The organism is Tessaracoccus sp. OS52 (assembly GCF_020687685.1).
Lineage (GTDB): Bacteria > Actinomycetota > Actinomycetes > Propionibacteriales > Propionibacteriaceae > Arachnia.
Genome location: NZ_JAJEWM010000001.1, coordinates 1,231,729 through 1,244,855 on the forward strand (window position 1 = coordinate 1,231,729; position 13,127 = coordinate 1,244,855).

Annotated in this window: 14 protein-coding genes and 1 riboswitch; of the genes, 5 read left to right on the forward strand and 9 right to left on the reverse strand. The window is 69.5% G+C overall.

The window, feature by feature from the left end:
* Positions 1 to 4: 4 nt before the first annotated feature.
* The 8 genes from LKO27_RS15530 to LKO27_RS05815 all read right to left on the reverse strand — a co-directional run bounded on the left by LKO27_RS15530 (position 5) and on the right by LKO27_RS05815 (position 7,221).
* Entirely contained in the window at positions 5 to 1,495 is a 1,491-nt protein-coding gene (locus tag LKO27_RS15530) for an FGGY family carbohydrate kinase (RefSeq protein ID WP_227736053.1), read from the reverse strand.
* Complete coding sequence (locus LKO27_RS05785; RefSeq protein WP_227736054.1) at positions 1,492 to 2,484, reverse strand: ABC transporter permease; 993 nt, start codon at positions 2,482 to 2,484, stop codon at positions 1,492 to 1,494. The genes LKO27_RS15530 and LKO27_RS05785 overlap by 4 nt, the downstream gene beginning before the upstream one ends.
* Positions 2,481 to 3,971 (reverse strand): sugar ABC transporter ATP-binding protein, encoded by a 1,491-nt coding sequence (locus tag LKO27_RS05790; RefSeq protein ID WP_227736056.1) that lies wholly within the window; start codon positions 3,969 to 3,971, stop codon positions 2,481 to 2,483. The genes LKO27_RS05785 and LKO27_RS05790 overlap by 4 nt, the downstream gene beginning before the upstream one ends.
* The gene (locus tag LKO27_RS05795; protein WP_227736058.1) at positions 3,968 to 4,810 is read right to left on the reverse strand and encodes a GntR family transcriptional regulator; all 843 of its coding nucleotides are present in this window, start codon (positions 4,808 to 4,810) and stop codon (positions 3,968 to 3,970) included. The genes LKO27_RS05790 and LKO27_RS05795 overlap by 4 nt, the downstream gene beginning before the upstream one ends.
* A complete protein-coding gene (locus LKO27_RS05800; RefSeq protein ID WP_227736060.1) occupies positions 4,807 to 5,613 on the reverse strand; it encodes a tryptophan synthase subunit alpha in 807 nt (268 codons plus the stop codon). Before LKO27_RS05800 ends, LKO27_RS05795 begins: the two co-directional genes overlap by 4 nt.
* Positions 5,614 to 5,696: 83 nt before the next feature.
* Positions 5,697 to 6,371: an HAD family hydrolase gene (locus LKO27_RS05805; RefSeq protein ID WP_227736062.1), complete on the reverse strand. Its 675-nt coding sequence runs from the start codon at positions 6,369 to 6,371 to the stop codon at positions 5,697 to 5,699.
* Positions 6,372 to 6,394: 23 nt separating this feature from the next.
* Positions 6,395 to 6,586, reverse strand: a complete 192-nt coding sequence (locus LKO27_RS05810; RefSeq protein WP_227736064.1) for a DUF6767 domain-containing protein — start codon at positions 6,584 to 6,586, stop codon at positions 6,395 to 6,397.
* 62 nt (positions 6,587 to 6,648) lie between these two features.
* Complete coding sequence (locus LKO27_RS05815; protein ID WP_227736066.1) at positions 6,649 to 7,221, reverse strand: DUF1349 domain-containing protein; 573 nt, start codon at positions 7,219 to 7,221, stop codon at positions 6,649 to 6,651.
* A gap of 61 nt (positions 7,222 to 7,282) precedes the next feature.
* Positions 7,283 to 7,349, forward strand: a riboswitch (guanidine-III (ykkC-III) riboswitch).
* A 17-nt stretch (positions 7,350 to 7,366) separates the two neighbouring features.
* On the opposite strand from LKO27_RS05815, the gene LKO27_RS05820 reads away from it, so the two are divergent.
* Both LKO27_RS05820 and LKO27_RS05825 read left to right on the forward strand, forming a co-directional pair.
* A complete protein-coding gene (locus LKO27_RS05820; RefSeq protein ID WP_227736068.1) occupies positions 7,367 to 7,681 on the forward strand; it encodes a multidrug efflux SMR transporter in 315 nt (104 codons plus the stop codon).
* 1 nt (position 7,682) lies between these two features.
* Entirely contained in the window at positions 7,683 to 8,090 is a 408-nt protein-coding gene (locus LKO27_RS05825) for a multidrug efflux SMR transporter (protein WP_227736070.1), read from the forward strand.
* Here LKO27_RS05825 and LKO27_RS05830 read toward each other — a convergent pair.
* Positions 8,020 to 10,188, reverse strand: coding sequence for a glycogen debranching N-terminal domain-containing protein (locus LKO27_RS05830; RefSeq protein WP_227736073.1), 2,169 nt, complete (start codon positions 10,186 to 10,188; stop codon positions 8,020 to 8,022). The genes LKO27_RS05825 and LKO27_RS05830 overlap by 71 nt on opposite strands.
* Positions 10,189 to 10,324: 136 nt before the next feature.
* On the opposite strand from LKO27_RS05830, the gene LKO27_RS05835 reads away from it, so the two are divergent.
* From LKO27_RS05835 to LKO27_RS05845, 3 genes are read left to right on the forward strand one after another with little or no spacing between them, the layout of a single operon-like run.
* On the forward strand, positions 10,325 to 11,443 hold the full coding sequence (locus LKO27_RS05835) for a glycosyltransferase family 4 protein (protein ID WP_227736075.1): 1,119 nt from the start codon (positions 10,325 to 10,327) through the stop codon (positions 11,441 to 11,443).
* Positions 11,444 to 11,457: 14 nt separating this feature from the next.
* Positions 11,458 to 12,237, forward strand: a complete 780-nt coding sequence (locus LKO27_RS05840) for a histidine phosphatase family protein (RefSeq protein ID WP_227736077.1) — start codon at positions 11,458 to 11,460, stop codon at positions 12,235 to 12,237.
* Positions 12,224 to 13,114, forward strand: a complete 891-nt coding sequence (locus LKO27_RS05845; protein WP_227736078.1) for an NAD(P)H-hydrate dehydratase — start codon at positions 12,224 to 12,226, stop codon at positions 13,112 to 13,114. Before LKO27_RS05840 ends, LKO27_RS05845 begins: the two co-directional genes overlap by 14 nt.
* The last annotated feature ends 13 nt before the right edge of the window (positions 13,115 to 13,127 follow it).

Consider the following 13,127-nt stretch of genomic DNA (forward strand, 5'->3'; position numbering starts at 1 on the left):
TCCCTCAACTTCTCGGCTGTGCGGCTGACCGGATCTCGGCCAGCTGGTGGAAAGTGGGCTTCAGCGCATCGTAGAGGCCCCGGTGGACCTCCACGAGCCGGGCGTAGCCGCCGTGGACATCCGACGGCGCAGTCTCCCGATGATTCTGGGTGGAAAATACCGGCCGCAACGAGTTGGGCAGACCGATCTCATCGGCTGCCACCTTCGCCGCGTGGTGCGCTCCGGGTGCATCCGCGGTGCCCGTGAGGATGGTGGCGCCGAAGACGTCGGCAAGCAGCTGGCGCCAGACTCCGCTGCGGGCAGCACCCCCGACCAGAGGGATCCGGGTCTGCGAGATCCCCATTTCAGCGGCGGCGTGACGCAGGCCGAGTGCGACCCCGGTCAGGACCGCGAGGTAGAGGTCCTCCGACGTGGTGCCCTCCTGGACGCCGACGAAGGCCCCGCGCAGGTCACCGTCGCGCACCGGTGTTCGCTCTCCGGCGAGTCCCGGCAGGCACAGCGGCCGCTCGGCCACGTGCCCGAGTCTGGGCATCACCCGCCGTTCCGCCTCTGCGAACGACGTTTCGCCGAGCAAGTTGGCCAGCGCCCACGCGGCCGCGGATCCCGCCGACTGCGCCGCGCCGATCCGCAGTCGCTCCCCCCAGCCCGGCAGCACGAGCGAATGGATCGGCGACGGTTCGGTTTCCCCTGCGACGGTGATGCCGGCGAGCCAGCCGGTGGTGCCCAGGTAGAGGTAGGCCTCACCCGGTTCGGTGCCCACCAGTCCCGCCGTCGTGGCGCCGGCATCTCCCATGGCGAGGACCAGCGGGGTCCCTGCGCGGAGGCCGAGCTCGCGCGCAGCGACCTCCGACACCTCCCCGACCACCGCGTCCCCCCGTGACGCGCCCGTCAGCGCGGGCAACAGCCGGGGGTCGGCTCCGGCTGCGACGACGGCGTCGGTCAACCAGCTGCGCGCCTCGACGTCGAGCAGCCCGGTGGCCGACGCGGTCGTCACGTCGCAGGCCGCGGAGGCGCCCGCCCGGTGGGCGACGTACCCGGCCGGGCTGAACAGCAGGTGCTCGGCGGCGCGGATGGCGTCTGGTTCATGCTCCACGAGCCAGGCGAGCTTGGCCGCGACGTTCGTGACGTCCTGGTGGTTGCCGGTCCTCAGTTCCCAGTCGGCCACGGCGCCCACCAGCCGGCGGTGCTGCTCCCCCGCCCGCGTGTCGGAGTACAGCAGCGCCGGGCGCAGCGCCCGGCCCCCCGCGACAGGGACGAGGTCCTGCATCTGCCCGGTGATGCCGACCGCGACGATGTCGGCCGCCAGCCCGCTGCGGCCCAGCACCGCGCACGCCGCCCGCCACCAGTGCTCGGCGTCCTGCTCGACCACGCCCGCCCCGGCGGTGTGGGTGGCGTAGGGCTCGCTCGCCTCCGCCAGCACGGCTCCGTCCGGGGAGACGACCACGAGCTTCGCGCTCGACGTGCCGAGGTCGAGTCCGGCGACGAGCGCGGTCACCGTCGTCTCCGGCTGAACTGGGAGAGGCTGACGGCGAGCACGATGATCACGCCGGTCAGCACCTGCTGGACGTAGCTGTTGACCGCCAGGAGGTTCAGCCCGTTGCTGAGCACGCCGACGATCATGAGCCCCACGACGGTGCCGCCGATCAAGGGCTGCCCCGCGCGGGACAGCGTGACGCCGAGGAAGACGGCCGCGATCGACATCAGCATCATCGGGTCGCCCGCGTTCGGGTGGCCCGAGGCGAGCCGCGCGGTCAGCACCATGCCCGCCAGGGCTGCACCGCAACCGGACACCAGGAACGCGCTGAAGCGCACGGCCCGCACGTTCACGCCCGAAAGGCGGGCGGCCTCCGCGTTGCCCCCGACGGCGTACCACTGCCGCCCGAGCACGGTGCGCGCCAGCACGAACCACACCAGCGCGGCCAGGACCACGGCGATCACGACGGGCATCGGGATGGGACCCAACCGTCCCTGGCCGATGGCGACGAAGCCCTCCGGGAGCCCGAACACGGTGGACCCGTTGGAGACCAGCAGGGCCAGCCCGGAGAAGGAGGTCATCGTCGCCAGCGTCGCGATGAAGGCCGACAGTCCGAGGTAGGCCACGAGCAGCCCGTTCAGGGCGCCCGCCGCGAGGCCGATGAGAAGTCCGGCGGCCACGGCGAGCGGGACCGGCGTGCCCCCCACGAGCAGCTGCGCCGTGATGACCCCGACGAGGCTCGCCAGGGTTCCGACGGAAAGGTCGAAGTCGCCGACGACCATGACCACGGTCTGGACAGCTGCCACCATCGCGAGCACGGCGATCTGCTCAAGGATGTTGGTGAAGTTCCCGGTGGTCAGGAAGATGCCACGCTCGTCCAGTGCCGTGAACAGCACGACGAGTGCCACGAGGCCCAGCAAGGTCCCCAGCGAGGCCACCCGGGACAGGGCGGCGGACGGCCTGCGCGGCGCGCGCTGCGGTCCCGTGGCGGTGGTGGAGGTCTCGGTCATCGTTCTGGCTTCCCGTAACAGAGGTGGAGGATGGATTCTTCGTCGGCGTCGGCGGCGAGCACCTGACCGGTCAGTGACCCCTCGTGCAGCACCGCGATGTCATCGGCCACGCCCAGCAGTTCCGGGATCTCGCTCGAAACCATGACCACCGCTACGCCGTGCTCGGTGAGGCGGCGCACGAGCTGGTAGATCTCGGTCTTGGTGCCGACGTCGATACCCCGGGTGGGTTCGTCCAGGAGCAGTACCGACGGCTTGCGGGCCAGGTACTTGGCCAGCACCACCTTCTGTTGGTTGCCGCCGCTGAGCTCGGTCACCGGTTGTGCCACGGCGGTCGCACGTACGCGCAGGTCCGTGGCCAGCTCGGTGGCCCGCGCCCGCTCCCTGCGGGTGTCCATCACCCCGAGCCGGCTCAGGCCCCGGAGGCTGGCCAGGGCGATGTTGGAGGCGACGGTGCCGTTCATCACCAACCCCTGGCTGCGTCGCTCCTCAGGCACATACCCGAGGCCCTCGTCCATGCGGCGCGCCAGTGAGTGGTGCGTGACGTCGGCACCGTGGAGTTCCACGAAGCCCGACTGCGGCCTCTCCGCGCCGGAGATGAGCCGCAGCAGTTCGGAGCGGCCCGAGCCCGCCAGCCCCGCGACCCCCAGCACCCGACCGGAGCGGGCCTGAAGCGTGACCCCGGACAGCTTGTGCCCCGTCAACTCGCGCACGCGCAGCACCGGATCCCCCGCGTCGGCCGAGCGGTCCGGGAACGCACTGTCCGGGGAGCGGCCGATCATCGCGGCGACGACGCCGGCGGCGTCAGTCTGGGTGATTGGCCGGGTCCAGACATGCTGCCCATTGCGCATCACCGTGGCCACGTCGGCGAGCTGGAACACCTCCTTGAGGCGGTGCGATACGTAGATGATGGCCGTGCCGTCGTCCCGGAGGCGACGCAGCACGGCGAACAACTGCTCGGTCTCGGTGTCGGTGAGTGCTGCGGTGGGCTCGTCGAGCACCAGCACCCGCGCCTGCCTCACCAGTGCCCTGGCGATCGCCACCATCGTCTGCTGGACGGCGGACAGCTCTGCCACTGGCCTGTCAACGTCGAGTTCCTGACCGAGCCGCGCCAGCTGGGCACGCGCGTCGCGGTTCAGGATGCGCCGGTTCAGCGTCCCCCGCAGTCCGGGACGCTTCATGCCCAGGAAGATGTTCTCCGCGGCGCCGAGGGTGCCGACGAGGAGGAGTTCCTGCGGGAGCGCCACCACACCGGCGGCCTGCCCGTCCTTGACCGATCGGAAACGCACCTCCTGGCCATCGACGAGGACGCTGCCGTCGCTGGGCTGCCGGAGCCCCGCCAGCATCCCGATCAGCGTCGACTTGCCTGCCCCGTTCTCGCCCAGCAGCGCGTGGATCGACCCGCTGTGGAACTCCAGCGAGATTTCGGAGACCACACGCACGGGGCCGTAGTCCTTGCTGAGGTTGCGGGTGGCCAGGACCGCTGTCATCGGACGTCGCCCCGGGTGAAGGGCGACCGGTCGGCGATGCCGGCCGCGTCGTCGGAGAGCACCAGCTCAAGGCCGCGTTCGTCGAGCCGACGATCCGCGGCCACCACCACGCTGTCCCCCGCGGTCAGCGCCCGGTCGTCGACGACTGCGTGGTCGTCGGTGTCGAAGGTGAGGCGTGCGGACAGCAGGGCCGCCTCACCCTGTTCGCGACGCAGCAGCCGGGCCGACTCGGCGTCGAGGTTGGTGGCCTGGACGGTCTCGGTGGCGCGTCCCACCCGGATGCCGGCGTCGGTCAGCAGCATCTCGTAGAGGGAACGCGAGGCGAGCTGCTCGACGTCGAGTCGCTCCGCCACCGCCAGCGGCAGCAGGGAACTCTGCAGCACCAGCGGCTCACCGTCCACCACCCGGAGCCGCACCAGCTCGAACGCCTCGGGGGACTCGAGCTGCATGCGTCGCTGCTCCAGCGGCGAGACCGTGATGGGCCCGTGGCCGAGCACCTTCGTCACCAGCTCACGGCCCGAGGCGCGGATCTGCTCCGCGAACGATGCGAGCGGTCCCATCGCCAGGCGGTAGGGCTGCATGCGGACGTAGGTGCCCTTGCCCTGCTCGGTGCTGACGAGCCCTTGTTCGGTCAGCGTCTGGAGCGCCTGCCGAACGGTCATGATGGTGACGCCGAAGCTCTCGGCGAGTTCCTTCTGGGACGGCAGCGTGGCGCCCGGCTGCAGTTCCTGCTCGGTGATGGCCAGCGCGAGCGCCCGGGCGATGGCGACGTACTTGGGAAGGCCGTCGTCCCGGTTGAAGGAGATCCGCTGCGGTGACCAGGGCGTCGGCTCCGTCATGACCGGAGCTCCTCACGCCGCACCAGCGCGGGTGCCACCTCGTCCACCAGGAGCGCGACCTCTTCGGGACCGGCCTCGGCCGCCGCGACCAGCCGGGTTCCGATGATGATGCCGTCGGCTCCGGCGGCCATCAGCAGCGCGGCCTCGTCGAAACCGCGCACGCCGAATCCCACGGCCACGAAGTAGCGCTTGTCCCCCATGGCGTCCGCCAACTCGGTGAGCCGTTCGGCGGCCTTGTCCGGGTTGAACGCGCCCCCGGTGCGCAGGTCCGCGGACTGCAGATAGATCACGGGCTCCTCCAGTTCGCTGGCGGCCAGTCGGTCGAGGTCCTCCTGCAGGTGCAGGAAGATGAACGCCTCGATGCCCCGTGGGCGGGCGCGCAGGGCCAGTTCGAGCTGTTCGGCCACCGTGGCCTGCGGCAGCAGGAAGGCGTCGATGTCGGCCGCCACCAGTGCGTCGAGGAACTGCTCGGCGCTGATGCGCTCGAAGAGTTCGGCGTATGCCATGGCGATGATGGTGTCGTCGGCTTCGCGGCGACCCGCGGCGGCCAGCGCCAGCGCGTCGTGGACGTCGCGCACCTGGGCCGAGGCCACCGTCGCTGCCTGCTGGATGCGCTCCCCGTCCAGCGCCGGCGCGGGGCCCGGCATGCTGACTTCCATGGCGTCGAGTCCCGCGTCGAAAGCGGCGCCGACGGCGGCGGTGAACCGCTCCCGGGTCGGGTAACCGGCAGGCAGGAAGCCCAGCAGGATGCCCCGCTTCTCCTGTGCGGCACGGTGGAGCCTTCGTCTCAGGCGGGTCAGCATTTCGCTCCTCGGCGAGCAGAGTTCTAGATGACTAGACCACCCTAACCACGCTCGGGCGGCTCTGGCAAGGCCTCAAGTGACTCTCAGCCGGCAGTGACCAGTTCGACGATGTGCGAGGCGTCCTCCGCAACGGCGAGCGCGCCCGCCCCGGCGAGTTCCGAAGCCGTGGCCACACCCGTGGTGACTCCCATCGGCCGCATCCCGGCGGCCAACGCCATCATCATGTCGCTCGTGGCATCGCCGACGTACCACGTCTGGCCGACGTCGGCGCCCAGCTTCTCCATCGCCAGCAGCGCGGAGTCGGGTGCCGGTTTGCCGTTCGCCACCTGGTCGGTGCCGACGAGCACGTCCACGAGGTCCCGGATGCCGATGCTGTCGAGGAGGTGTTCGGCGGAGTCGGTCCGCTTGGCGGTCACGACGGCGATCGCGTACCCGCGCTGCCTGAGCTCCGTCAGCATCTCGATGACGCCCGGCAGCAGGAGTTCCTCCCCGGCTGCCTCCACCCCCGGGAAGTAGCTGAGGCGGTAGTGCTCGCGCATCTGCGCTATGCGCTCATCGTCAAGGGGAAAGCCGGTCATGTCGCTCAGGGCGATCTCCAACGGCTGACCGATGTAGGAGCGGACCACGCCACGATCGATGTCGTCGAGGTGTGGCGTCAGGCTGGAGACCATGCTCTCCTCGATGAGGGTGACGCTGTCAGCGAGGGTGCCGTCGAGGTCGAAGACGACCGCACGCGTTTGGGAGGGTGAATCTGCCATGGGTGAGAACTTACCCGGGCCGGTCAGCTGGCTGCAGACGGTGCGCTCGCCCGCTCGCGCTGGACCTTGCGGTACGCGGTTCGGGCCTCGCGAAGATCCTCGTCCGACTGGACGAGGTACACGAGGCCGCAGTTCTGCGGTCCGTCGGCACCGGGGAAACAAAGCGTGCAGGGCTCACCGAGCCTGATGGGGCACTTGGCCTGGGCGACTGCCATGAATAGGCCTCCTCTGCCCGATATTCTACGCCTCCCTCAAGGGTGGTTCCGCCCACCGCCGGTCAGTGCAGGGCGTCGTCGGGGGCTGTCACTTCCCAGCCGGTGAAGGTCACCACCAGGCCCGCGCGGGTGGGTGCGCAGACCAACGGGCCGGCCTGGACGTCGAGCTCCGCACTGAACGGCAGCACCCGGACCAGCCGGAACGGTTCCTGGCCCACCCGAGCGCGAATGGTGAGGGCGTCGTCGGCCCAGCTCGCCCTGATCGTGATCTCGTGTCCGTGCCAGTCCGGGACGGGGGCCAGTGACCAGTCGGAGTACTCGTCGGTCACCACGGCGCCGAGCTGGAGGACACCGTCGGAGAACTCGACGCCGGCCTTCACCCAGCGCTTCTCGGACGCGCGCAGGAAGATGCCTGCCTGGTCGAACTGCTCAGTGAAGTCGCCCGAGAAGCTGACCTGCACTGCGTTGCCATGCGCGAGGTCCGCCAGGAGCGCGTGTTCGGAGTCATGGATGAAGCCGTAGGAGGTGAGCCGCCACGCATCAGAGCCCTCGACGGCGGTGACCCGCAGGCCCGATTCGGTCCTCTCCACGGCAGCGGGTTGGTGGGTCCAGGTTCCGCGGAAATCGTCGGTCATGCTGTGAAGCTAGGGCGCCCACGGAGAAGTGTCAAGACGTTCAGCCGAGGGTAGGATGGCGGCGGAGTCCGGCGCCCGGATTCGCGGACGAGGGAGCAGTACCCGCACCACGACAAGACTGACTCATAACAAGGAGTGACTCGTCATGGCGTGGATCGTACTCATCATCTCCGGAGCACTGGAGGCCGTCTGGGCCGGAGCTCTGTCCGCCTCCAAGGGCTTCAAACGGCTGCGGCCCACCCTTTTGTTCCTGGGCGCGTCCGCCCTGAGCATGGCTGGGCTGGCGTGGGCCATGCTCTGGCTGCCCACCGGCACCGCCTACGCCGTGTGGGTGGGGATCGGAGCCTCGCTCACGGTGGTCTGGGGAATCGTCTCCGGCCAGGAGCGAGCCACCCTTGCCCGGGTCGCGCTGCTGGTGCTGCTCGTTGCCTGCGTCATCGGTCTCAAGCAGGTGAGCTGACGTGGCGTGGCTCGTGCTCGTCATCAGTGCGGTTTTCGAGGCCGTGTGGGCCACCGCGCTCGGCAGATCCGAGGGTTTCACCGAGCTGTGGCCCACGGTGGTGTTCCTGGTCGCACTCACGCTCAGCATGCTTGGTCTCGGTTGGGCGACGAAGTCCATTTCCATCGGCACCGCCTACGCGGTGTGGACCGGCGTCGGTGCTGCCCTCACAGTGGCGTGGGCCATGCTCACCGGGACCGAGGCGGCCAGCTTGCCGAAACTCGTCTTCATCGGCGGGATCATCGCAGCCGTCATCGGACTCAAGCTCGTGTCCACTGCCGAGGAAGCCCCGCCTCCGGTCAAGCCTGCGCCGGGTCGACGACCCTGGCCCCCTTCACATGGACGTGCTCCGGGACCCCGACGAGGGTGACCTCCTGGGTGTTCGCCAGCAGGGTGACCTCGTCAGCGCCCAACGGGCTGCTGGACATCGCGACGGAGCCGATCAGTGCCGGGACCGGCTCGACGTGCACGGTGTTTCGCGTCAGGTCCGCTTCGAGGCCTAAGGCGATCCGCAGCATCTCGAAGGGCACGGCGGCGGCCCACGCCTGGGGCGAGCACGACGTCGGGTACGGAATCGGGACAGCCTTGTCATCGCGGCCAAAACCGCAGAACAGCTCCGGGAGACGGCCATCGAACGCCTCCAGGGCGTCAAGCAGCCCGCTCACCACTTGCATCGCCGCGTCCTTGTGGCCGTACTTCGCCATTCCCGAGGCGCCGATGATGGTGTCATGGGGCCAGACCGAACCGTCGTGGTAGCTGGCCGGGTTGTAGCGCAGCGAGTGCGACGACAGGGTGCGGATGCCGAACCCCGTGAACATGTCCGGGGCGCTGAGCCGCGCCACCACGCGATCCGCCACGCCGTCGTCGACGATGCCGGTCCACAGGCAGTGGCCGATATTTGACGTGATCGACTTCATCGGCCGTTTCCGGGCGTCGAGGCCCAGTGCGTAGAACCCCTCGTCCTCCATCCAGAAGGCCTCGTGGAACCGGGCCTTCAGCGTGGCGGCCCGGGCCCGCAGTTCGTCGGCTCGCGCGCTGTCACCCGTCAGGGCCTGCTCGAGGTCCGCGGCTGCCAGCAAGGCGGCGTAGGTGTAGCCCTGAACCTCGGCCAGGGCGATGGGTGGGGAGGCGAGCGTGCCGTCGCGGTGCACCATCGAGTCGGCGCTGTCCTTCCAGCCCTGGTTCAGCAGTCCGCGATCGCTGGAGCGCTGGTACTCGACGAACCCGTCGCCGTCGAAGTCACCGTACTTGCCGATCCAGGCGACGGCCGCGTCCACGGCCGGCTTGAGGCCCTGCAGTTCCTCGGTGGAGGCGCCGGCTCGCAGCGCCATGCCCACCAGCATCACGAACAGCGGCGTCGAGTCGATGGAACCGTAGTAGACCTTCTCGCCGCCGAGCGCGAGCGACGCATCCGTTCCGAGGCGTACCTCGTGGAGGATACGGCCCGGTTGTTCCTCGCTCATCGGGTTCTCCGCGCGACCCTGCAGACGGGCCAGCGTTCGCAGCGTTCCCATCGCCAGCCTGGGCGCGAACGGCATCAGCATGGCGGAGGTGAGCAGTGAGTCCCGGCCGAACAGCGCCATGAACCACGGGGCCCCGGCTGCGACGACGTCGTCGTCTGGATGGTCGGCATCCCAGATCCGCAGCGCGCCGAGATCCCGGAGGCTGGTGCGGACGGCATCTGCCAGCACACTGTTGGCGACCGTGACCGATGCGGCGTGCTGCCGCCAGTCCTTCATCCGGAGCGCCGGCCGGGCGGAGTCAAGCGGGTGGTCCAGCGGGAAGGAGGTCTGCAGTTCACTGCCCTCGACGGAGGTGCTGACCTGGACGCTCACCTCCCAGCTCCCGCGGGGCGGCACGACAACCTGGAACAGCAGTGCCCCCGGCACCGCCGTGGCGCCGTTCGCCTTGACCCGCACGGTGCGCCGCTGCGACGCTCCGGAGCGCAGTGTCAGTACGAGTTCGTGCTGCCCCGCCTCGGAGTCGACCTGCAGGAGCCGTTGGTAACGGCGTTCCTTGACCTCGAACAGGTCGGCGAAGTCGCTCTCGACCGCGAGGCTGATGTCCAGGCCGGCTGCCTCGGCACCCTGGTTGCGAATCGTGATGTCCTCACGCATGCCCATGCCGACCATGCGGTGTCGTTCCACGATCAGTGTGGGCTCGATGTATCCCGGGCGGGCGGGCAGCCGGCCGACGAATAGACAGTCATAGGGTTCGGCCGGGATGAAGCCCAGCGGCTCCACCTCCTTGCCGTCCACGCGGAGGTGCCACTTGGAGATGACCCGCGTGTCGTGCACGAACAAGCCGTCGCTGTTGTGCGGCGAGATGTCGGCGTTGGTCTCGGAGACGCAGAAGGTGGATCCCTCCACGACCGTCACCGAAGTGTGGGGCTGGAACACCGTGTTGATCCCCCGTGGCCGGGTCACGTCACCGTCGATGTGGGCGTGGGTCAGGTTGGTATCTGTCATTGCACAACCTCTGTAACGATGTTCGGTCAAATTCCTTGGACGTGGAAGTTACAGTTCGATTGTAGGGTCGGGCTCCAAGGCGGAGCCCCTCGAATGTCAACCGCGAATCAACACGAGCGGATGAGGAGGTCCAAGCATGTCGCTCATCACCGAGGCAGAACCCGAGCCAGTCCAGCCCGTGGTCAAGTCCCTCCGCATCGGGATGGTCGCGCCGCCTTGGTACTCCATCCCGCCGAAGGGCTACGGAGGCATCGAGGTCGTCGTCGGCTCCTTGGTGGACCAGCTGGTCAAGCTTGGTCATCACGTGACGCTCGTTGCCTCGGGTGAGCCCGGGACGTCGGCGCAGGGATTCGTCCAGATCTACGAGGAGCCGCCGTCGCACCTGCTGGGCTCCGACGTCATGCCCGAACTGGTCAATGCGGCCAAGACCCAGCTGGCGCTGGCCGACCTCGAACTCGATGTGATCCACGACCACTCGGCGGCCGGACCCCTGAGCGCCACCGCGCGACGCTGCCCCACCGTGGTGACCATGCACGGACCGGTGGCCGGGACCAACGGGGAGTACTACCGCAGCCTCGGTCGCACCATCCAGTTGGTGGCGATCTCCGGGGCGCAGCGGCGCCAGGCCAGGGACATGAACTGGGTGGGCACCGTCCACAACGCTGTCGACGTCGCTTCCTTCCCGTTCAAGGCCGAAAAGTCCGACCACGTCCTGTGGCTGGGGCGGTTCAGTCCCGACAAGGGGGCACACCTCGCGATCGAGACCGCCAGGCGCGCTGGTCGGCGAATCATCCTGGCCGGCAAGCTCAACGAGACGGCCGAGCGGGAGTACTTCGACGAGGTCATCGAGCCGCTGCTCGGTCCCGGCGTCGAGTACGTCGGGGAGGCCGACGCGGCCATGAAGCGCGAGCTGTTCGCGGACGCTGCCTGCCTGCTGTTCCCCATCCAGTGGGAGGAACCGTTCGGCATGGTGATGGCCGAAGCACTCGCCTGCGGCACCCCGGTGGTGGCCACGCCACGGGGATCGGTGCCCGAGATCGTGCGCCCCGGGCGCACCGGCTTCATCGCGGAGGACCTGGACGGACTGGTGCAGGCGCTCCAGCGGATCTCGGAGATCGATCCGGCCGCGTGCCGCGCCGACGCCGAAGCCCGCTTCGACCTGCCCGTGATGGCCCATGGGTATGAGCGGGTGTACCGACGCGTGCTCGCACGGACCGGCTCGCCGCTGCAACGACTCGACACCACTGCCGCGTGAGGGCCGGGTCTCGCATGAGTCAGGACACCGTCGCGACCCAGGGTTCCAATGCGGGGCCCGCGGAGCTGGTGCTGATCCGCCACGGCGAGAGCCTCGGCAACGTCGCAGACAGGGCCGCGATCGCTGCTCGCGCGCACCGGCTCGACATCGACGCCAGCGACGAGCAGGTTGACCTCTCGGACAAGGGCCGGGACCAGGCGGACGCCCTGGCCCAGCAGTTGACCTCGTTCCCGGAGGACCAGCGGCCCACGGTCGCGATCAGCTCCCCCTACCGTCGCGCCCATGCCACTGCTCAGCGCGCGCTCGCAGACAGTGGTCTGGACGTCCTGCTCGACGAACGGTTGCGCGAGCGCGAGCTCGGCATCTTCGACGGCATCACCTGGTATGGCATCCAGGCAATGCATCCTGAGGAGTCCGTCCGTCGGGACCGGGTCGGCAAGTTCTACTACCGCCCGCCGGGCGGCGAGAGCTGGGCCGACGTCGTCCTGCGGATCCGCAGCCTGCTCGTGGAACTCCAGGCCCGCTACTCCGGTGAACGGGTCTGGCTGTTCACCCACGAAGCCGTCATCCTGGCCTTCCGGTATGTGGTCGAAGGACTCGACGCGCAGCGAGTCGTCGCTCTGCAGAAGGAGGAGCCGATCGCCAACTGCTCCCTGACGCGCTATCTCCGCAGAGCCGATGGTCTCGAACTCGTGGCCAGGGAGGACTCCAGCGCCATGGAGAAGGCGGGGGTGGACGTGACCCACGAGCCAGGGCGCGGCCGGGACGGAGCGGAACCCGATGGCGCAGCGTGAGGACCCCCCCACCGTCGTGACGCCCGCAGTTCTGCGGCAGTGGCCGCTGCCACGCTCGGATGCGGACAAGAACTCGCGCGGGCGTGCGCTGGTGATCGGCGGCAGCGTCTCAAACCCCGGGGGCGCCATGCTCGCCGCCCGGGCGGCCATGCGCTCCGGTGCCGGCAAGATCCGGCTCGTCGTTCCGGAGCCCGTGGCCATCCCGCTCGCGATCGCGATGCCGGAGGCGATGGTCAAGGGCGCTGCCTGCACCTCCGACGGGGACCTGTCACCTGACGCGCTGCCCGTGATCCAGGAGATGACCGACGGCGCGGACGCCGTGCTCGTGGGTCCGGGAATGTTGGAACCCCGGCTCGCCGCCGAACTGATGGAAGCTGCTTCGTCCAGCCTCCGGGGCACCGTCGTACTGGACGCGCTCGCACTCGCCTGGCTGACCGAGGACCCCACCAGGGGCAGACGTCTGGACTCGCTCCTGCTGTCGCCCAACCTCAGCGAGCTCGCCATCACGTTGGGCGAGGAGGCGGATGCCGTCGAGTCCGACCCCGTAGCCGCCGTCCGACGGCTCGCGGAACTCACTGGCGCCGTGGTCACGTGCGGGGGCTCCAGCACCTGGATCGCCACCCCGGCAGGCGACCTCTGGCGCAGCGACGAGGGCAGCCGCGGGCTGGGGGTCAGCGGCTCGGGCGACGTCAAGGCCGGCGTCATGCTGGGGCTCGCGGCCCGCGGAGCTCCCCCGGAGCAGGCTGCCGTGTGGGCCGCCTACCTGCATGGCACCGTCGGTGGCCGGCTCGCATCCAGGTTCGGCCCGACTGGTTATCTGGCCGGTGAGCTCCCCGGGGAACTCCCCCGGGCTCTTCTCGAGATCGGCGAGGACTGAATCGACCGCGAGC